The organism is Sporosarcina sp. Y1009 (assembly GCF_057669865.1).
The window spans coordinates 20,721-40,794 of the sequence record NZ_JBYHFO010000006.1 but is presented as its reverse complement, the minus strand read 5'-3'; the positions used below and the strand labels follow the sequence as shown (position 1 = coordinate 40,794).

At 39.9% G+C, this 20,074-nt stretch carries 19 protein-coding genes and 1 riboswitch; of the genes, 11 read left to right on the top strand and 8 right to left on the bottom strand.

All coding sequences use genetic code 11. From position 1 onward, the window contains the following. Window positions 1–208: 208 nt before the first annotated feature. Complete coding sequence (locus AC25Y1_RS09185) at window positions 209–3,205, bottom strand: ATP-binding protein (RefSeq protein ID WP_488147683.1); 2,997 nt, start codon at window positions 3,203–3,205, stop codon at window positions 209–211. 173 nt (window positions 3,206–3,378) lie between these two features. Between AC25Y1_RS09185 and AC25Y1_RS09180 the strand changes: the two genes are divergently transcribed. Next, window positions 3,379–3,888 (top strand): P-loop NTPase family protein, encoded by a 510-nt coding sequence (locus AC25Y1_RS09180; RefSeq protein WP_488147682.1) that lies wholly within the window; start codon window positions 3,379–3,381, stop codon window positions 3,886–3,888. A 36-nt stretch (window positions 3,889–3,924) separates the two neighbouring features. Here the strand turns inward: AC25Y1_RS09180 and AC25Y1_RS09175 are convergent, their stop codons facing one another. Next, window positions 3,925–4,257 (bottom strand): winged helix-turn-helix transcriptional regulator, encoded by a 333-nt coding sequence (locus AC25Y1_RS09175; RefSeq protein WP_488147681.1) that lies wholly within the window; start codon window positions 4,255–4,257, stop codon window positions 3,925–3,927. Between the two features lie 113 nt (window positions 4,258–4,370). On the opposite strand from AC25Y1_RS09175, the gene AC25Y1_RS09170 reads away from it, so the two are divergent. After that, complete coding sequence (locus tag AC25Y1_RS09170) at window positions 4,371–5,207, top strand: VOC family protein (RefSeq protein WP_488147680.1); 837 nt, start codon at window positions 4,371–4,373, stop codon at window positions 5,205–5,207. A 138-nt stretch (window positions 5,208–5,345) separates the two neighbouring features. Further along, entirely contained in the window at window positions 5,346–6,425 is a 1,080-nt protein-coding gene (locus AC25Y1_RS09165; RefSeq protein ID WP_488147679.1) for an AI-2E family transporter, read from the top strand. A 36-nt stretch (window positions 6,426–6,461) separates the two neighbouring features. On the opposite strand, the gene AC25Y1_RS09160 is transcribed toward AC25Y1_RS09165, so the two are convergent. Next, entirely contained in the window at window positions 6,462–6,791 is a 330-nt protein-coding gene (locus tag AC25Y1_RS09160; protein WP_488147678.1) for a CHY zinc finger protein, read from the bottom strand. A gap of 58 nt (window positions 6,792–6,849) precedes the next feature. Here AC25Y1_RS09160 and AC25Y1_RS09155 point away from each other — a divergent pair, with 58 nt between their 5' ends. Next, window positions 6,850–7,137 (top strand): hypothetical protein, encoded by a 288-nt coding sequence (locus AC25Y1_RS09155; protein WP_488147677.1) that lies wholly within the window; start codon window positions 6,850–6,852, stop codon window positions 7,135–7,137. On the opposite strand, the gene AC25Y1_RS09150 is transcribed toward AC25Y1_RS09155, so the two are convergent. Further along, a complete protein-coding gene (locus AC25Y1_RS09150; RefSeq protein WP_488147676.1) occupies window positions 7,134–7,847 on the bottom strand; it encodes a hypothetical protein in 714 nt (237 codons plus the stop codon). The genes AC25Y1_RS09155 and AC25Y1_RS09150 overlap by 4 nt on opposite strands. A 116-nt stretch (window positions 7,848–7,963) precedes the next feature. Between AC25Y1_RS09150 and AC25Y1_RS09145 the strand changes: the two genes are divergently transcribed. From AC25Y1_RS09145 to AC25Y1_RS09130, 4 genes are all read left to right on the top strand, one after another. Beyond that, the gene (locus AC25Y1_RS09145; RefSeq protein WP_488147675.1) at window positions 7,964–9,232 is read left to right on the top strand and encodes an acetyl-CoA hydrolase/transferase family protein; all 1,269 of its coding nucleotides are present in this window, start codon (window positions 7,964–7,966) and stop codon (window positions 9,230–9,232) included. A gap of 166 nt (window positions 9,233–9,398) precedes the next feature. Then, window positions 9,399–10,214 carry an ABC transporter permease gene (locus AC25Y1_RS09140; protein WP_488147674.1) on the top strand — a complete coding sequence of 272 codons (816 nt, stop codon included), beginning with the start codon at window positions 9,399–9,401 and terminating at the stop codon, window positions 10,212–10,214. Window positions 10,215–10,221: 7 nt separating this feature from the next. Then, complete coding sequence (locus AC25Y1_RS09135) at window positions 10,222–11,010, top strand: ABC transporter ATP-binding protein (protein ID WP_488147853.1); 789 nt, start codon at window positions 10,222–10,224, stop codon at window positions 11,008–11,010. Between the two features lie 14 nt (window positions 11,011–11,024). Further along, window positions 11,025–12,134 carry an ABC transporter substrate-binding protein gene (locus AC25Y1_RS09130; RefSeq protein WP_488147673.1) on the top strand — a complete coding sequence of 370 codons (1,110 nt, stop codon included), beginning with the start codon at window positions 11,025–11,027 and terminating at the stop codon, window positions 12,132–12,134. Window positions 12,135–12,324: 190 nt separating this feature from the next. On the opposite strand, the gene pepT is transcribed toward AC25Y1_RS09130, so the two are convergent. The 3 genes from pepT to AC25Y1_RS09115 all read right to left on the bottom strand — a co-directional run bounded on the left by pepT (window position 12,325) and on the right by AC25Y1_RS09115 (window position 14,637). Next, window positions 12,325–13,551: a peptidase T gene (gene pepT / locus AC25Y1_RS09125; protein WP_488147672.1), complete on the bottom strand. Its 1,227-nt coding sequence runs from the start codon at window positions 13,549–13,551 to the stop codon at window positions 12,325–12,327. A gap of 37 nt (window positions 13,552–13,588) precedes the next feature. Further along, window positions 13,589–14,251, bottom strand: a complete 663-nt coding sequence (locus AC25Y1_RS09120) for a lysoplasmalogenase (RefSeq protein ID WP_488147671.1) — start codon at window positions 14,249–14,251, stop codon at window positions 13,589–13,591. A 164-nt stretch (window positions 14,252–14,415) separates the two neighbouring features. Further along, window positions 14,416–14,637 (bottom strand): DUF2187 family protein, encoded by a 222-nt coding sequence (locus AC25Y1_RS09115; RefSeq protein ID WP_488147670.1) that lies wholly within the window; start codon window positions 14,635–14,637, stop codon window positions 14,416–14,418. Between the two features lie 286 nt (window positions 14,638–14,923). Continuing rightward, window positions 14,924–15,039: riboswitch (SAM riboswitch) on the top strand. Window positions 15,040–15,153: 114 nt separating this feature from the next. Between AC25Y1_RS09115 and AC25Y1_RS09110 the strand changes: the two genes are divergently transcribed. The 3 genes from AC25Y1_RS09110 to AC25Y1_RS09100 are packed head-to-tail and all read left to right on the top strand — an operon-like array spanning window position 15,154 to window position 18,491. Then, window positions 15,154–16,446 (top strand): O-acetylhomoserine aminocarboxypropyltransferase/cysteine synthase family protein, encoded by a 1,293-nt coding sequence (locus tag AC25Y1_RS09110; RefSeq protein WP_488147669.1) that lies wholly within the window; start codon window positions 15,154–15,156, stop codon window positions 16,444–16,446. 27 nt (window positions 16,447–16,473) lie between these two features. Beyond that, window positions 16,474–17,547, top strand: coding sequence for a homoserine O-acetyltransferase MetX (gene metX / locus AC25Y1_RS09105; protein WP_488147668.1), 1,074 nt, complete (start codon window positions 16,474–16,476; stop codon window positions 17,545–17,547). Then, window positions 17,505–18,491: a homoserine dehydrogenase gene (locus AC25Y1_RS09100; RefSeq protein WP_488147667.1), complete on the top strand. Its 987-nt coding sequence runs from the start codon at window positions 17,505–17,507 to the stop codon at window positions 18,489–18,491. Before metX ends, AC25Y1_RS09100 begins: the two co-directional genes overlap by 43 nt. Before the next feature lie 52 nt (window positions 18,492–18,543). Here AC25Y1_RS09100 and AC25Y1_RS09095 read toward each other — a convergent pair whose 3' ends face one another. Then, on the bottom strand, window positions 18,544–20,037 hold the full coding sequence (locus AC25Y1_RS09095) for a BCCT family transporter (protein WP_488147666.1): 1,494 nt from the start codon (window positions 20,035–20,037) through the stop codon (window positions 18,544–18,546). Window positions 20,038–20,074: the final 37 nt, after the last annotated feature.

The following is a 20,074-nucleotide window of genomic DNA, read 5'->3' as shown; positions in this document are numbered from 1 at the left end:
TGAGTGCAAGCAAATGCCTGATGAGTGCAACCAAACCGGGCTTAAGTGCAAGCAAACAAGCCGCGAGTGCAAGGAAATCCCTATCAAGTGCAAGTAAACTATAAAACAGAGGAAATTTCATAGAGGCTATAAGGCAACGATAAATAGTTCGCCGATTAACAAATGAAAAGCTTTCACATGACTATCCGGCATGAGAAAGCTTTTTCATTTAAAAGTTTTTTGGAATTTGAAAACTAACAGTCGTTCCCGAATTGGGTTCACTATTTATCGTCAACCCTTTCCCAAACAACTTTTTTAATCGGCGATTGGTATTTGATAGGCCAACACCACCGATATAAGTAGGGTGTTCACTAAGAATCTGTTGTATTTTTTCCTGGCTCATACCCACACCATCATCAATAATTGCTAATTTATAATAGTCCCCATGGTCGGTAATACGTATGCAAATCGTACCACCATTCCTGCGTTTTAAGACGCCATGTCGAATGGCATTTTCAACAATTGTTTGTAAGGATAGTGGCGGGATTTGAAATTTAAGATTTTCATCTATTTGCCATTCAATTTGTATTTTATCTCCAAATCTTTCCTTCTCTATAAACAGATAGGATTGTATTAAGTCGAGCTCATGACTAAGTGGAATAAGAGAGCTCGTATTATGTGTATCGAAGCTTCTTCTCAAGTAATTTGAAAACTCATCAAGCAATTTGCGCATTCTAGTTGTATCGATTTCACCCAAGGCAGCAATGGTGTTTAATGTATTAAATAAGAAATGTGGTTGTATTTGTGCCTGAAGCCAAGCAGCTTCCAGGCGAAATTGCTCGTTAATCGATTGCTTTAAAGTCGTTAACGCTTTTACGCGTGCTTTTAATTCGACCGCATCCATTGGTTTTGACACATAATCATTGGCGCCAACAAGGAATCCTGTATAGATATCCTCAACTTGATGCCGCGCAGTGAGTAGTAAAATCGGTAATTCAGAAATGGTAAATTGCTTGCGAATGGTTTTTGTTAATGCATAACCAGAGATTTTAGGCATCATTACATCGGAAATGATCAGATCCCATTCACCCTTATCTACTAGTGTTAAGGCTTCCTCAGCACTTGTTGCTGTGACAATATTATAATCCGCTGCAAGGAGATTAGCTAAAATTCTAAGGTTTACTGGATCGTCATCTACAATTAATACGTTTGGTTTTTTTAAGTCTTTGTTCATTAATGGTGGAAGAGGCTTAATATCTGCTTCAATACGAGTAGAAGCAGCTATTTCCATTTCCACTTTGCGATCAGTTCTGCTAGTAGACATTTCAGCCAATGGAATGGTAAAAGAGAACACAGAACCTTTGCCTAATGTGGACGTTACAGAAATTTTGCCACCATGTAATTCGACCAATTGCTGACAGATATTTAATCCTAAACCGATACCGCTTCCGGTAGATGTTGTACTAGAATCCGCCTGTTGATAGGGTTGGAACACTAACTGCTGGAACTGGTCGTCCATTCCGATCCCGGTATCGGCAATTTTAATCGTTGCCATGTCGTCTTGATAAGTAGCATGTATTGTAATTGTTCCTTCATCCGTAAATTTAACAGCATTCTGGATCAAATTGAACAAGATTTGAATCAGACGGTTCTTATCTGCTTTTATTTCAGGGAAAGTAGAAGGGATTGTTAAATTTAGCTGTAACTTTTTCCCCACTGTTAAGTGCCGAGTCATATCAAGTACCCCAGCAGTAACCGCATATAAATTCACACTTTTTTTATCAAGACGAATCTGTTGTTCCTGTAGACGTGTGATATCAAGAAGGTCATTAAGCGTAAATGTCATCTGCTTACCTAAACGAACGAGTAGTTCCAAGTTTTCCTTATTTTGATCTGTTAACGGGCCCTCTGTATCGTTTAAAACAGTCTCTGTAATCGTAATCATTCCGTGAAGCGGATTCCGTAATTCATGAGATGTATTCGCAAGAAAATCATCTTTCATCTTATCTGCTCTTTGGAGCGCCTTGGTTTGTTCTGCATTCAGACTAATGACACGAAAATGTCGTATAAATAAAAAGCCAGCAAAAGCAGCGATCGCGAGTAGATAATCAAACGGGTAATATGGGATTTCAATCATATTGGCATTGATCGCAATCCCCCATAAGACATTAAAGAGATTAATAATATTCGCAAGCAATATAAAAATAGCATCCTTATTCCCGTTTTTAATTAGTTTTACTGCATGGACAAAGATAAATGAATATGAAAATGCATTTAAAAGCATGATGCTAGAGCCTACATATTCAATATACTGAAATGGTAATATGAATAGTAAAAAAGTTAACAGAGCATATGTCCTGAATAATAATCGAAAAACATTACTGTTAATCATGAAGGCATGTTTGATAAACTTCAAAATGAAATAGACGGTACCAGCAAATGAAACGTATAAAAGAATTAGAGACCATCTTGTATCAATGGGCAAGACGCTAAGCAATAGCTTATCTTCATCAACAAGTATGGAGAAAGTAGCAAAAAGCAGTAAAAGCGCAAAATATAAAAGTTCTTTTTGAGATTTGTTTTTGCCCACCAGATATAAACCGGCGGCATATAAACTATGTACAATCAAAATAATAGCGACTAATAACTGTAGCAGTTGTGAAAAATTGACTGATTGATCAATCGCTTTTCCTGTTCCGAACTTTATAGATTTCGTAATACCGCCTACTTGCGGATTTTCATAATTTGCAACTTGAATCGTCAAGTCTATTTCATTGTTCTTAGTATAAAAGCGAGTTTTATAGGTCCCTAGTTTACTTTTATAGTTATTCGTTGACGTAGAAGGTTGGCCGACCTCGGTAATAAGGGTGCCGTCCACGTAAATACGAGCAGCTGATGAAATATCCTGAATTCGTATGCCGAAATCTTGATTGTCTTGATCGGGAAGTAAGATTTTCACTCTGTATGTAGCATAATTTATTATATGATTACCAATTGATGCTTCACTCCAGTTTCCAGGTATAGAAATGAAATCATGCACTGGATTCGTTTTAGCATCTATGAATTGATTGGGATAAAATAGCCACTCACCATCTAGTTTAATTGTTTTATCGTCTGTAAGTTCATAATTCCTTAAATCTAAGACCCCGCCTTCCGCAATTGGATGGATGGGCGTTTTATAATGGCTTATCCAAGCAATACGAAAGCTAGTAAGTAGAACTAACACGAAACTAATGATGAAAAACAATTTTCTTTTGGATATAGATTTGGGATTGGCCATTATTGATATCAGTCCTTTGATGGAAGATAATGAAGTTACTGATAATAATACCATAAAAGCAAACTTCCGCTGACTGTGTTTGGAAGTTTTTAGAAAAGGAATGGGAGGAAGATGTGACTTTGAATAGAATCATGGTCATCGGGGTGGGTTCAGGTGTTGGGAAGTCAACGTTTGCGCGGAGATTAGGAGAATTTACAGAGATTGAAGTGACCCATTTAGATCGGTTGTTTTGGAGACCAGGATGGGTGGAAGCTCCGCTTAATGAGTTTAGGGAAGCCCAACAGCACGTCGTTAAAAATGAGAAATGGATTATAGAAGGAAATTATGCAGGGACATTCGCAATTCGTGAAGCAAATGCAGACACGATCATCTACTTGGAACTTCCGCTTCTTGTTTGCTTATTTCGTGTTCTAAAGCGAAGAGTGCAGTTTCACGGAAAAACACGTGATGATATTGGCGAGGGGTGCGTTGAAAAAATCGATTGGGCATTTATTAAATTCATCCTCACGACATATCGGCCTAGAAAAAAGAAAATGAAACAGCGCCTGAAGATTTATGCGAAAGAAGGGAAGACTGTGCATTACTTGAAAACATCTAAGCAAATTGAGGGGTTTTTGAATTCGTTATAAAAAAATAGAGCCGATGCAAATAGATGCAAAGCGGCCTTATTTTTGGTCAACCGGGTCTTCCTGTTTAATCCATGTCTTCGACCAATTCTCAATTTCTTTCATAATCGGTGTGAGCGACATGCCCTTTTCGGTTAATGAATATTCTATTCGAACTGGTGTTTCTGGGTAAACATTACGAATGACAAAATCTTGCTGTTCTAAAACTTTAAGCCGTTCGGACAATGTCTTACCACTTACTCCGAGCTTGTCAGTCATTGTGCAAAAGCGCTGCGGACCGGACATTAATTGGTACAAAATAAGCGCAGTCCAACGTTGGCTTAGGATTGTTGTAGCTTTTTCAAAGCGTGGACAAAGTTCAAATTCGTTCATATCCTTTAGGCTCCTTCCGCCAGAATCATTATGTCTTGACAATAATCATTATAACATATAAAGTTAGTTACATAAAGTAAGTTACTTACTACGAAATTACAGGAGGAATAAATATGACTTTTCATAAGGCACCACAGACGTATACAGGAGAGGTTTATCTTAATGTCGTGGATTTAGAACGATCTGTTCGTTTTTATAAAGAAATCATCGGATTTCGCGTATTAGAAGAAACTGAAACGCGTGCCGTATTGACTGCGGACGGAATAACACCGCTACTAATCGTCGCACAACCTGAAAATGTGACACCGAAAGAACCAAGAAGGACAGGACTCTATCATTTTGCACTACTCCTCCCAAAAAGAGCAGACTTAGGAAATATTATTAAGCATTTCGTTGAACATCAAGTTCAAATTGGTGCTTCTGATCACAAAGTAAGTGAGGCACTTTATTTATCGGACCCTGACGGTAACGGAATTGAAATCTATACAGACCGTAAACCATCTGAATGGCATTGGGAAAACGGGGAAGTTGCGATGAGTACGGATCCACTTGATGGGGAAAGTATTGTTGCAGAAAGTGCGGGCCAATCATGGGCTGGACTTCCTGCGGAAACAGTCATGGGGCATGTCCATTTACATGTTCGAAACATAGCAGAAACCGAAAAGTTTTATAAAGCATTAGGGTTTGAAATTGCATGTAATTATCCGGGCGCGTTGTTTATGTCTACTGGAAAATACCATCACCATTTAGGGCTCAATATATGGAATGGGGAAGGTGCATCACGTCCTTCTACTAACAGTGCAGGTTTAGCAGGGTACACGCTTGTTTATCCTGATGAAAACGAGCTGAAAAGTGCTGTAAATCGTGCGGGTGTAGAAGTTGAGTCGACTGAAAATGGTTCTAGTATAGAAGATCCTTCGGGAAATCGTATTTTCTTACGTGTTGAATAATTAAAATTATCGGGACCGCCTAATTGGGTGGTCCTTTCTATTTGAAAGATATTGGGATAATTATGAAACTTTTATCGACGTAATCCGTATAACAGCGTATACTTACTAGCAAGAACATGTTAAAAAGGAGTTGGAATTATGACGAGGAAACTATGGTTTCAAGTTGGTATTGGTATTTTACTTGCCATCCTAATTATCCGATATTTCATGGACATCAAAGGAATCTTTGCGCCTTTCCTTATTATTGTAAAAACGATTTCCTTGCCACTTCTCCTTGGGGGCGTCCTCTATTACATGACCGAACCCATTCAAAGATTTCTTGAGAAGAGAAAGTTTCCTAGATGGGCAAGTATTCTTACAATATTCGCATTGATAATCGGGATCATATGGATTTTCGCATCGATTATTGGACCACCAGTTGCGAGACAAGTAAATGATTTGGTGGAGAATGCACCAACCATTACTGCGGAAATTAACGAGATTACGAACTATGTGTTAGATCAAAAGCAAGAACTCCCGAAAAGCCTGGAGGATTCCATAGACAGTGCAGCGGAGTCAATTCAATCGATTGCCGTTGTGTTTGGAAAATGGATCGTTCAATTTATACAATCCTTATTGCAAGGGATGTTTTTACTCATATTAGTCCCATTTTTCTTTATCTTTATGTTGAAGGATCATGAAAAATTTGCACCTTTCATTTATAAGTTTTTTATGGGAAAACAACGTCAGTGGGTACAAAAAACACTATCTGATATTGACCATGTTTTGCGTTCTTATATTCAAGGACAATTGTTAATCAGTTTTCTATTGGCGGTTCTGATTTTCATCGGGTACTGGGCAATTGGTTTGAAATATGCAATATTACTCGCGATTTTTGCGCTCTTTATGAACCTGATACCTTTCATTGGTCCATGGATTGCGGTTGCACCAGCGATTGTTATGGCATTCGTACAGCAACCCTCATTAGTCATCTGGGTGGGTGTTATTACACTTGCTGCCCAGCAAATTGAGAGTAACTTAATCACACCAAATGTGATGGGCAAATCACTTGATATTCACCCACTTACGGTTATTACAGTTATTTTAGCAGCAGGTAATATTGCAGGCTTCCTTGGTATTATCATCGCAATTCCAACGTACGCTGTTGGTAAAGCGATTGTGACAAACATTTACGAAGCACGGCGAGAGATACGAAAAACAGCAACGAAATCTATCTGAAAAAGGTGCATTCCTACTAGTCTAGGAATGCACCTTTTATGTTTCAAAATATAAATGCCGATGTAAACTACAACCCGGATTAAAACTTGCTGTACATTTGGGACACACAGAATGACACTTCAAGTATTCTGATATAGATAGTTCATGCCCGCAGGCGCCGCAGAGGATCACTTTCTCGGCGAATTTCTCTTTTGGCCAGACTTCTGGTGTTCCGCATCCACTTTCTTCATGGCATTCATAACAAGGGAAATAGGTGTCACAGCAATAAAACTTAATGGCAATCCGGTCAATTTCGGATTGGTAATGCGAACAGCGTGTTTCTTCATCAAGTACAGCACCTTTGATTTGATGGCCTTTAACCTTCAAAAAAATCCTCCTCAATGTATGTAGTTGATTGTGTGGGGTAAACTTGCAGTAAAAAAGGATGGATTCCATGTTAACCGAGTTCCCGATAATCCACACAAATATTTGGGATGCAATTTTGGCTATTCCTGTTATTATCATTGTGATTATATTGATCAAAGCGTTCTTTAAGTTAGCTTCAAGATGGTTGTCGACTGTTGCCGTTATTATTGGGCTTGTCATTTCCATATTCATCAGTCATCCTGGAAACTTATCAGCGGGTATCTTCATGGGCTTTTTTTATGGCGCTGCAGCAGTAGGAACAATGTATTCATTGCAGGCCACGTTTAGAGCTTATCGAGTAAACTAATTTTTCTTTGACGGACAAAATCCACACTGCATGAGTCCTGGAACATCTTTAGATAAGCAACAGGTTGTACGGACGACTGTCTGTAAAAGTGCGGATGGCTCCTGTTCTTTTAAATACACTGCAAATAAGGAACGAGGTGCGATGTTCGCCCAAACGGCATCAGTTTTAAGTATATTGAAATCTACACGAGCCTCATCTGCGGTGCCCGGATTCTCCAACAATACATGATAATGCCAGAGTAAAAATCCGAAAATGCTTTCCCATAGTGTTAGTGAGGATACATTAGCGACAGTTTTAGTTTGGCGGATAATCGCATCGCAGTGATTTTCTAAAATATGTTGAATGACCTTACTGCGCTCACCATCTTCTACGCTACGCCAATCATTGTCCTTTACAAACATACTAACCGTTAAATTCCCAAATTCCTCTTTAGCACCAAAGCTAATTTGCGTAAACTGTCCATCCCAAATTTCATCGTACATGGCTAAATTATAAAACTGCATGGCGATAAACATCCCAAATCTTCTTATGAAATAAGAGGCTGTGACTGTTCTATTGGGACTACGACTAATGGTTTGTGAAGTCAGGAGTGCCGCTTCAGTTTTATCACCCATAAAGTCAGCAAGTGTAAATAGCATATGCTCGGGTTTTTCTATATAAATACTATACATATTCAATTGTTTAATTTGGTCGGGTGTAAGTTTTATCATGCATTAAGTATATCGTTTCAAGATAAAAACTAAAACAGAACTGAATCATATCTAATTGAGCGAGCGCTCAGTCTGGTATACTGTATAAAGAACCAAACTGAAGAGGAGTGATATGATTGTTGAAACGTTTGAATGATCAAGAAGTAATTGAGCTGATTAATGCAGACGCAGATATTATTATCCCGATTGCTAACGGGGAACCTCATAGATTACTAGATATATTGGAAGAAAATTATTTTAAATTACATAACGTTAAGATCCATCAAATGTTAACGCTTAAAGAACGAGATTATATTTCAGGGAAAATGAAAGGACATCTTTCTCATACATCTTATTTTTTGAGCGGCGCGACACGAAAAGCGTATTATGATGGTCAAATTGATTTAATCCCGAACGTTTTCCATGATGTCCCACGACTTTTGGAAAAAACCACAAAGATGTCCATGATCATGACTGGTGCATCTCCCATAGATGAGCATGGTTATTTTTCATTAGGAACAGGCGCAGATTATATAGCAGAGTTTATAGGTCATGTCCCATTCATGTTGGAAGTAAACGCGCAGATGCCACGGACGTTTGGAAAAAATCAAATTCATATTAGTCAAATTGCTGGTTTTGTCGAGAATGATTTAACTTTGACTGAAGAAAAATCACCACCAATTACTGAAAAAGACTTAGCGATTGCTAAATTCGTTACGCAAGAAATTGAGGACGGCGACACGCTTCAAGTTGGTATTGGTGCTGTTCCAAATGCAGTAATGGCTATGCTGAAAAATCATCGCCATCTTGGCATTCACACTGAAATGCTGACAGATAGTATCGTTGACTTAGTTGCTGCAGGTGCGGTAGATGGAACGAAAAAATTTACAAATAAGGGAAAAATTATCGCAACCTTTGCCTTTGGTACGCAGCGCCTTTATGATTTTCTTCACGAAAATGCTGCTGTTGAATTTTTGCCAGTAAGCATTGTCAATGATCCTCGAGAAATTGCGAAAGAAGAACGAATCGTGTCAATCAATGCAACAACTGAAATTGATTTGTACGGTCAATGTGCTTCTGAAACAGTCGCAGGACGCTATTATTCATCAACAGGGGGACAAGCAGATTTCGCACAAGGTGTTCAGTTCGCAGAACATGGAAAAGGCTATATTTGCATGTATTCAACCACAAAAAACGACACAATCTCGCGCATCAAAACACAATTAACACCAGGATCTGTCGTAACAACGTCAAAAAATGCTGTTGACAATATCGTAACGGAATATGGCATTGCGAAATTGTACGGAAAATCACTTACAGAACGAGCGAACGCACTTATCAATATTGCACATCCAAAGTTTCGAGAAGAGTTACGATTTAACGCAAAAAAAGACGGCCTCATTTGAAAAAAGTATCAAGAAGAAACGTAATTCAAGAAAATTGTTATATAGGCACTTTTTCAGTGAACTTTGCTGGAAAGTGCTTTTTTTTGTCGAAAATCTATAGGTTGAGGCATGCGCCCAACACACATTTTTAGGCGGATACATATATTTAAAGAAGAGGTGGTGAACGTTGGAAGATTTAAAGAATCACTATAGTCCTTTAGAAATTGAGCAACGTGAATGGAAAAAGAGACAAACAAATGAGCGATTGAAGCAGATGTTGACGATTGCGTCACCTGTTTTTCTACTACTATTATGGGAGTTTTTGTCGAGAACGGGATTAATAGATATTCGTTTTTTCCCGCCGCCCTCTGCGATTGTCGGCACGTTTTTTTCCTTAATGGCTAGTGGTGAAATCGCAAGCCATATTGGAATTTCGATGTATCGGATCTTTGCTGGATTTTTACTAGGTGTGATTCCAGGTGTCATCATCGGTCTTCTAATGGGGCTATATTCTCCCATCAGACATTTTGTTTCACCAATCGTAATGGCACTTATGCCAATTCCAACACTTGCCCTGCTCCCAATCATTATTATTATTTTCGGCATTGGAGATTTATCAAAGGTTGTAACAATCGCGGGGAGTGTTTTTTTCCCAGTCGTGATTAACACCGTTGCGGGCGTTATTAATATCGACTCAATTTACTTAGATGTTGCGAAGAACTACGGGGCGGGTCGTGTAAATTTCTTTATGAAAATTGCTTTACCTGGTGCACTTCCAGTGATGTTGGAAGGAATTCAAATGGGGCAGGCGATTGCACTACTCACCATTGTAGCTGCCGAAATGATGGGCGCAACTTCTGGAATCGGTTATCTCATCTGGACTTCGTACAAAGCGTTCTTATTACAAGAGATGTACGTAGGGCTAATACTAATTTCGTTTTTTGGCTACTTGTTTTCAATCGTGCTTCGAGGAATCCAAAAGAAGATGTTGCCGTGGAGGTGAATCGATGGTGAATCGAAAACCGAAAATTGAAATCACAAATTTAACAAAAGCCTTTTATAAGAAACAGGGAAGTGTAACAGCACTAGATGACATTACACTCACCATCCGTGAGGGAGAATTTGTCTGTCTCGTTGGGCCGAGTGGATGTGGAAAAACAACGTTATTACGAATTTTAGCGGGACTCGAGAACCCGAGCATTGGAAATTTCAAGATCGCGACAGAAAAGGAAAATCGTCCGCTTCAATCAATGGTGTTTCAAGAAAGAGGTATTATTCCCTGGCTGACTGTTGAAGAAAATGTTGCATTCGGTCTTAAAATGCGTCATATGCCAAAAAAAATCGTAAAAGAACGAACCGCTTATTATTTAAAGAAAACAGGACTCGACAGATTTTCAACCCTTTATCCGAAAGAACTATCCGGGGGCATGAAACAACGGGTGAGCATTGCGAGGGCGTTTGCAAATGACCCTGAAATCCTGCTGATGGATGAACCATTTGCAGCACTTGATGAGCAAAATAAGTTTATATTACAGGCGGAGCTTCTCTCCATTTGGGAGGAAACAGGGAAGACTGTGCTTTTCATCACGCATAGCATCGACGAAGCATTACTACTCAGCGATCGTATTCTGCTCATGAGCTCACAACCCGGGAAAATTATCCGTGAAATAAATGTCGAAATGGCACGGCCACGGAAAATTGAAGACATTCGGGAAGATCCAGTCATGGCATCACAGTTTGTTGAAATCTGGCGTCATTTGCAAGAAGAAGTTCAAAGGTCAAGAAGAGAAGTGGATTAAAAAGGAGAGAAATCATGACGAAATGGCGTAAGTATGGTTGGTTTATTCCGCTGTTCTTGTTGATGTTACTGATCAGTGCCTGTTCATCAAAAGATACAGTGAAAACCGATCCGGCACCTCCTGTCGATGATGAAATAAACGTGGAAAATCCTTCTGGAGATTTAAGCCCACTTAAAGAAAAAACCAAAGTTATGATTGCAGAGGACGGTGCCGCATCTGGCGCAGGATTCTATATTGCGAAGGAAAAAGGCTATTTTGAAGACTATAATATTGAGGTTGAATTTGCCCAATTTGCCAATAGTGATGACATGCTTCCTGCATTAGCAGCGGGAGAAGTTGATATCGCAGGTGGGGTTTCAACGGCATCTTTCTTCAACGCTATTGCACAAGGGATTGACGTAAAGATTATTGCTGATAAAGGGCATAATAACCCTGGGAAATCGTATTTCACTTTTGTCATCGGCAATCATATGGTGGATGAAATTAAAGACTATGCGGATATGAAAGGTAAGAAAATTGCTGTGTCATCACTCTATTCGATCGACTGGTATATCTATGTAGAGATGCTAAAGCATGCGGGCTTAACCGAGGATGACGTTGAATTTGTGCTAATGGCTGACTTTGGAAGTATGTTAGGTGCAATTGATGCAGGGACGATTGATGTTGCACTTAGTATTGAGCCGCTGATTACGCAAGGCATTGAACAAGGCTTCCATGTTCGTTTTGGTGATGCGACTGATTATGCGCCAGAATCACAAATCGCAATGGTGCTGGGTTCACCGCAGTTTATGGCTGAGGAACAAGATGTTTCGTTACGGTTTATGGCTGCCTATCTAAAAGGGGTCAGAGACTACAACGATGCATTTATTAAAGGAATCGGCAAAGATGAAATTATTGAGATCATGACGATGCATACGGCACTAAAAGACCCGGAACTATGGGAAAAGGTCTACGTAACAGGATTGGATCCAGACGGGAAAATGTTTATGGAAGACATTGAAAAACAATTTAATGTCTATAAAGAAAACGATGCAATCCGCGGTGATGTGGATTTAGATAAAGCGATCGATACGTCGATTACTGAAAAAGCTGTAGAGATTATCGGTGAATATGACCGTGACTAATGGAATTGTGGTGTGAGTAAAGTCCTGTTTTGAGGATATAATCGTTTGAGTGACGGATATAAGTAATTATTTGACGGATATGCGAGACTCAATGTCGGATATAATGTTCAATCTGTCGGATATCACGAATCCAACGAAAAAATGGGTCAACTCGCTATAGGAGTTGACCCACTTTTCATTCCAAATGCGTTTAAGCACGCTCTTCGAATAATTTGATTGCCTCTATAATGACGTTCGTTGCTTTTTCCATATTGTCTACGGAAATATATTCGTATTTTCCATGATAGTTTTCGCCGCCCGTGAAAATATTCGGTGTTGGCATGCCCATATAGGAAAGTTGCGAGCCGTCTGTTCCCCCACGAACGGGTACAATATTAGGTTCAATATCGAGTTTTTTAAATGCATCAGAAATAATCTCGACAATTTCCATGACGGGTTCGATTTTTTCACGCATATTGAAGTACTGGTCTTCGATTTCAAGTGTGATTGCATTGTCGCCGTATTCTTTCTTCAGCTTGTCAGCTGTTTCAACCAGTAGTTGTTTTCTTGCTTCGAATGTTTCACGGTCAAAATAGCGGATGATGTAGCTAAGCGACGTTTCTTCGGTAGACCCGTCGAACTGCATTAAATGTACAAATCCTTCGTACTCGGACGTTTTTTCAGGAATTTCTTCTGCTGGCATTGCCGCTTGAAATTTATTTGCAATTAAAATTGAATTCACCATTTTGTTTTTCGCGGAGCCCGGGTGAACACTTGTCCCGTGGAATGTAACTTTTGCACCTGCAGCATTAAAACTTTCATATTGAAGTTCACCAAGTGGACCACCGTCCATTGTATAGGCATATTTCGCGCCGAACTCTTCGACATCGAATTTATGTGGACCACGTCCGATTTCTTCGTCTGGCGTAAATGCGATTCGAATTTTCCCGTGTTTAATTTCCGGATTTCCAATCAAATATTCCATCGCGGTTACGATTTCGGCAATACCCGCCTTATTATCTGCTCCGAGTAGTGTCGTGCCGTCTGTCGTAATCAGTGTGTGTCCAACGTAACTTGTTAGTTCAGGAAAATCTTTAACTGCCATCACAGTATTATCGTTAAGCTGCACATCATTTCCGTCATAATTATCGATGCGTTGTGGTTTGACGTTTTTCCCCGTATAGTCGGTGGCTGTGTCAACATGCGCTAGAAATCCAATGACTGGAACATCACGGTCGGTATTCGCCGGTAGTGTAGCAAAAAGATACCCATTGTCATCAAGAGTGATGTCTTCCATACCAATCTCTGTCAGTTCTTTTTGTAGTACATGCAGCAAATCCCATTGTCCAGGCGTTGTTGGACACATGTTGCTGTTAAAATCCGATTGTGTATCAATTTTCGCGTAGCGAACGAGCCGCTCAATTAACTGTTCTTTCATATTAAAATTCCTCCTAAAAAGATATCCCGATATCTACTCATCTTATCAGATTCTTTCGGTTTACGGAATATTTGACTAGACGACTCCCAATGCTAGCGGCAATGAGGAGCTGTGCAGCGTAATAGGTGACCATAACAAATGCGTCTCGATATGGAATATCGTAAACGAATCGATCGATTGCAAGAACTGAATCTGAAAAGATAAAGAGAAGCGCACCAATTATGGCTAAAGACAGCTGAGTGCGAATGGCCATCCAGCCCATCAGTAGAATGATAGAAATATAAGCAATAATCGCAGTTCCAAGAAAATATTCTCCAATTTGAAATTGTGAACCTGAGATCCAAAAAGCCATCACAATGCCATATGATAGTAGAAGGATGGCTGCCCACTTAGGCATAGCACCACGGACGATATGACGGAAAGCAAAGATATAAAAAATATGACCAATAAAAAAAGTAACAAGCCCAGCTAGAAACCAGTAAATCACACCGTCTGCCACCATACAGACGAATAGACCAACAATGATAACTCGTTTATATGTAGAGGGGAGGGAGGTCCTTGTTCTAATCGCAAATAAAATGATTAGTGCCATTGGAATTAATTTCATAAATATTTTAAAACCAATAGGATCTGAAGGAATGAAGAAAACATAAATTGTCGACATTAAAACAATCCCAGCAACAAGTAGTGTACGAAACATATGAGTAGTCTCCTTTCTTATTTACTTAAATTCAATAACCAGCGTCAAGAATCCTGCTGAAAATTAAAAACAGTAAAGTTAGGGGCTTTAAGAAAGGCTAGGTGCAAATTAAAATGCTGTAAAACAAAAAAACACCGCTAAATAGCGATGTCTTCTTATATAAATCAATCAACAGAATAGTTTTTGTGTGAAACAACAGTAAGATTTGAGGCCGCACCAATTAAGTCTGCATCTTCACTAGAGATTTGTACGATAACAGAGTTCTCAAGGATCTTATAAATAGTCCCGTAAACCTTATAGTCGTTCCGAACAAATGAAATTTCTTCATCGACTTTGCGAGCTGCTACAAAGTCCGATACTGGTCTTTCCTTACGTGGAAAAGCCATGTGAATCCCTCCTATTGATACGATTTTCTTCGACACTATTAAAAAAAGCTTAGGCAATGCCCTAAGCATCGAAAATTGTAAGCTGAAACGGTAAACGATTAGACAGAGATTGTCTACTCTAAGTATACCACATTTGGACAAGTTTTGCAGGATAGTATTTTTAATCATTAGGAGATAGTTTCAAAGTTTCAATAGGGAGAAATAAAAAAACTTTTATAAATCCCTTGACTTTTCTGCATAATCAGTTCTATACTGTGTAACAAGATGGAAAACAGAATCAATCATACTCTTATCTAGAGCGGCGGAGGGATTAGGCCCTACGATGCCCGGCAACCAGCAAGCGACCGACTTGCAAAGGTGCTACTTCCTACAGATTCGTGCAAACGATCTGAAAGATGAGAGGAGGAATTAGCGAAAGCATAACCCTCTTCTTATACGAAGGGGGTTTTTTTATATTTAAATTTCCCCAATCGTCACTGCACTTCCATCAAACAAAAAAACTTGGAGGTAATACAAATGACAAACTTAAAACCAGAAACACAACTATTGCACGGTGGCCAAGAGCCAGATCCGGTGACTGGATCACGAGCATTGCCAATTCACAGAACGACTTCATTTGTTTTCCGCGACACGGAGCACGCACAAAACTTGTTCGGTTTAACAGAGGCAGGAAATATTTATACGCGGATAACCAATCCAACGGTTGGTGCTTTTGAAGAGCGTATTGCGTTACTCGAAGGTGGAACTGCGGCAGTTGGACTTTCATCTGGAATGGCAGCCATTGCGTTTTCCATATTAAATATTGCTGAGGCTGGAGACGAGATTGTTGCCGCTGAAAACTTATACGGCGGTACGTATAACTTATTTGCAGTGACACTTCCACGTTACGGCATTAATGTGAAATTTGTTGATGCAACAAATCCAGAAAACTTTCGTGCAGCAATCACAGACAAAACAAAAGGACTTTTTGCCGAATCAATTGCAAACCCAAGTCTACATGTTCTAGATATCGAAGCTGTTGCAAAGGTTGCGCATGAAAATGACATTCCGCTTCTTATTGATAGTACGTTTTCAACACCGTATGGCAGTAATCCAATTGAGTTCGGCGCAGACGTTGTCATCCATTCCGCGACGAAATGGATTGGTGGGCACGGGACTTCTATCGGAGGTGTCGTAGTTGATGCCGGTAAATTCGATTGGACAAAAGGTAAATTCCCAGGATTCACAGAACCGGATGTGACATATAACGGTCTTCGCTACGGAATTGATGCAGCAGCTGCGGCGTTCGCAACGAAACTACGTGTTCAGCTACTCCGTGATTTCGGACCGTGCCTAAGCCCGGATAATGCATTCAATTTCTTGCAAGGACTAGAAACACTTCACTTACGCGTCCCAAAACATAATGAAAATGCACTCGAAATTGCAAATTACTTGAAGAAGCATCCTTCTGTTGAATGGGTTACGTACAATGGCCTTGAAGAGCATCCATCATACGAATTAGGCAAGAAATACTTGAAAAATGGTTTTGGTTCAATCGTAAACTTCGGCATTAAAGGCGGACGTGATGCAGGTAGAAAAGTGATTGATAACGTGAAGCTGTGGTCTCATGTAGCAAACGTTGGAGACGCAAAATCATTAATTATTCACCCGGCTTCCACGACACATCAACAGCTTAGCGCTGAGGATTTGAAAAAATCAGGTGTATCAGAAGAACTAATTCGTCTATCAGTAGGTCTTGAAGCGACAGAAGACATTATTGCGGATCTTGCGCAAGCAATTGAAAAAGCTGTTCCAGTTGCTGCACAATAAAATGAAGATAGTAAACGAGGTGAGACCATGGTAGAGAGCGGGATTGTAGAGATTGGAAATTTACTGTTAGAGTCTGGTGTTGTACTCAACCAAGTCCATCTCGCTTACGAATGGGCAAAAAACGAAGATGCACCAACCGTCCTTGTCTGTCACGCATTGACAGGTAACCAAAAAGTTATCGGTACAGATAGGAAGCCTGGGTGGTGGGATGGTTTAATAGGAGACGGAAAAGATATCGATACGAAAAAATTTTCCGTTATTTCATTTAATGTTCTCGGGGGTTGTGATGGATCTACTGGACCGTTATCAATTAACCCGAAGACAAAAAGGTCATATCGCCAGTCATTTCCAGAAATTTCAATACGTGATATGGTGCATGCGGAGCGAAAAGCGTTATCTGTTCTCGGAATCGATAAATTGCATACGATAATTGGTGGTTCACTTGGTGGAATGCGTGTCTTGGAATGGGGAATCCTCTATCCTGATGATATGGACCTTCTGTTGCCGCTTGCAGTAACACCGTCTCTGAGTGCATATGGAATTGCATTTAACTATATCGGATTACATGCGATTGAAAACGATGAAGAGTTTGCTAACGGGAATTACGTAGATGCATCTGACGTAAAAGGATTTGAAACTGCTCGAATGGCTGGAATGGTGACGTATCGGTCAAGTCAATTATTTAACGAGCGCTTTGCACGTGATGAGACGATCAGCGGCGGGTATGAAGTAGAATCGTATCTTAACCACATTGGAAAAAAGATAACGACGCATTTTGATCCAAATAGCTATTGCACACTCCTTCGAGCCATGAACACGCATGATATTGGGCGCGGCAGAGGGGGAACCAAGGAAGTGGCAAAACAAATTAAAGCGAAAACAGTCATGCTAGGATTCACACATGATTTAATCTATCCACCGGAAATTATCCGTTCATTCGCACATCAATTGCCGAATTCTAATTTTTGTTTAATAAATACGGAATTCGGTCATGACGGATTTTTAACCGAATATACTAAATGGGGAAATTTCATCAAACAGTCCATGGAGGTGGCAATTTGTCGACAATCAAAGTCGCAATACTTGGCTTCGGTACTGTAGGTGAAGGCGTATACCGAATCATAAATGAAAAAAAGAACGAAATAAAGTTGCGAACGGGTTACGATATTGAGATTTCGTCAATAGTCGTTCGCGATCTCGCAAAAAAACGGATAGAAACGCCTGGCATCAAAATTACAGATTCCGTTCAAGAGGTATTTGAAAATCCGGATATTGATCTTGTTTTTGAAGCAATTATTGGAGAAGAGCCGGCATTCTCGTATCTTTCGAAAGTAATCTCGAAAGGCGTAAACGTGATTACCGCGAACAAAGCGATGTTTGCTAAACATGGTCCGGCATTAATAAAACAGGCAAAAGATCACAATGTTCAAATTGGTTTTGAAGCAACAACGGCCGGTGGGGTACCAATTATTCGTACGATTGAAAATCTGTTACTATCAGATCAGATTCAACGCATTCAAGGGATTTTAAACGGTACTTCAAACTTTATCTTAACGAAAATGAGGCAAGAGGGCCTGCCGTTTGAAGTCGCTCTTAAAGAAGCGCAGGCAAATGGATTTGCGGAAGCGGATCCTTCAGATGATGTCGGCGGGATAGATGCATTTCGAAAACTGATGATATTAAGTGATCTTGCCTTTGGGCGTCAGCCGGATTGGGATGAAATTGCCATCAATGGAATCGGTGATATTCGGGATAATGATGTCTTAAGTGCGAATGAGAAAGACTTGCGCTATCGGCATATAGCAGATATTTCAATTGATGAGAACGGAAATATTTCAGGAAGTGTTGGTCTAGTTCTTATTGATTCAGCGCATCCACTATACGGGGTTGATGGCGTCGATAATGCAATTATCGTTGATACTGAATACCTCGGTTCGTTAACGCTTATTGGACCAGGAGCTGGGATGTATCCAACCGCAAGTGCAATGATCAGTGACTTTCTTCATATTGTAGGAAAGCGTGAACGAATACTTATTACAAATTAATAAACGATCTACAAGTCAATGAATGAATTGACTTGTAGGTCGTTTTTATATCTTACTTTTTCTTTTTAATTTGAAGATTTTCCGTTTTAAGTGCCTTAATCAGCGATATGACCATCAGTACCATGACGAATGAGAAGGGCAATGCGGCAATAATAATGGTGTTTTGTAAAGCTGTCAGCCCGTTCACAGAAAGCAAGATGAGTGCGATTGTCGATTGGATTAGCCCCCATACGAGTTTCACTTGATTCGGCGGTGTCAATGAGCCATGTGTAGATTGCATACCTAGTACAAAGGTTGCGGAGTCTGCTGAAGTAATGAAAAAACAAGCAATTAGAATAACGGCAGAGACTGAAAGGAATAAGGACCAAGGCATTGCTCCAAACATTTCAAAAATGGTCAGTTCCGTCCCAAACTTTGTCAAATCAACAATACCTTCCATTTGAATGTTGACGGCAGTTGTTCCAAATGCAGAAAACCAAACTGCACTTAACAGAGTTGGCGCAACGAGAACACCAATTAGAAATTCTCGAATGGTTCGTCCTTTCGATACGCGAGCGATGAACATACTGACAAACGGTGCCCATGATATCCACCAAGCCCAATAGAAAATCGTCCAACCATTCAGCCACTCTCTATTTTCAGCGTCTAATGGTGCCGTTCGAAAACTCATCTCAAGCAAGTTCCCTAAATAACCACCGAATGTGTCCGTAAACATATTGAGAATGAGCAGTGTCGGGCCAAGTATAATGACTAATACAAGAAGCATAACGGCTAAAATAAGATTTACATTTGATAAGTATTTAATCCCTTTACTAAGACCGGACCAAGCAGATGCCATGAATAGAACGGTAACCACTACCACAATAAGGAATTGAGAAAGTATCCCGATTTCAACATCAAATAAATTATTTAAACCAGCGTTAATCTGAACTGCACCGAAGCCGAGGGAGGTAGCGACCCCGAATGTTGTAGCAAAAACTGCAAGAACGTCGATGAGAATTCCCCAAGGTCCTTCCATTTTTTTACCAAAAACCGACTTCAATGTCGCTGATATTAAACCCGGTTCGCCTTTCCGGAATTGGAAATATGCTAATGATAAGGCAATAATCCCGTACATCGCCCATACATGAAAGCCCCAATGGAAAAACGATTGCCGTAACCCTTCCTTGAATGCTTCAGCAGTGTTAGGATCAGCTGTTGCTGGGTTTATCGCAAAGTGTGACAGGGGTTCCGCAGACCCATAAAAAACAAGCCCGATTCCCATGCCTGCAGAAAATAACATAGCAAGCCAAGTGATCGTTGAAAATTGTGGTCGGTCAGCGTCTTTTCCAAGTCGGATTTTGCCATATGGACTAAATATAATGAATACACTTAATGCCAACATAAATGACATAAGAAGCATGTAATACCAACCAAATGTGGATGCTACAAAACCTTTGATCGTCGTAGTAACTGCTTCAAAACTTTCTGGGGCGATTGCACCGTAGCCAACTGCCAAAATGATAAGAGCAATTGTTATATAAAATACATTAGATACTTTTTTCATCGATTCCCCTCCTTTTGAATTGCGATTTCCCAACTAT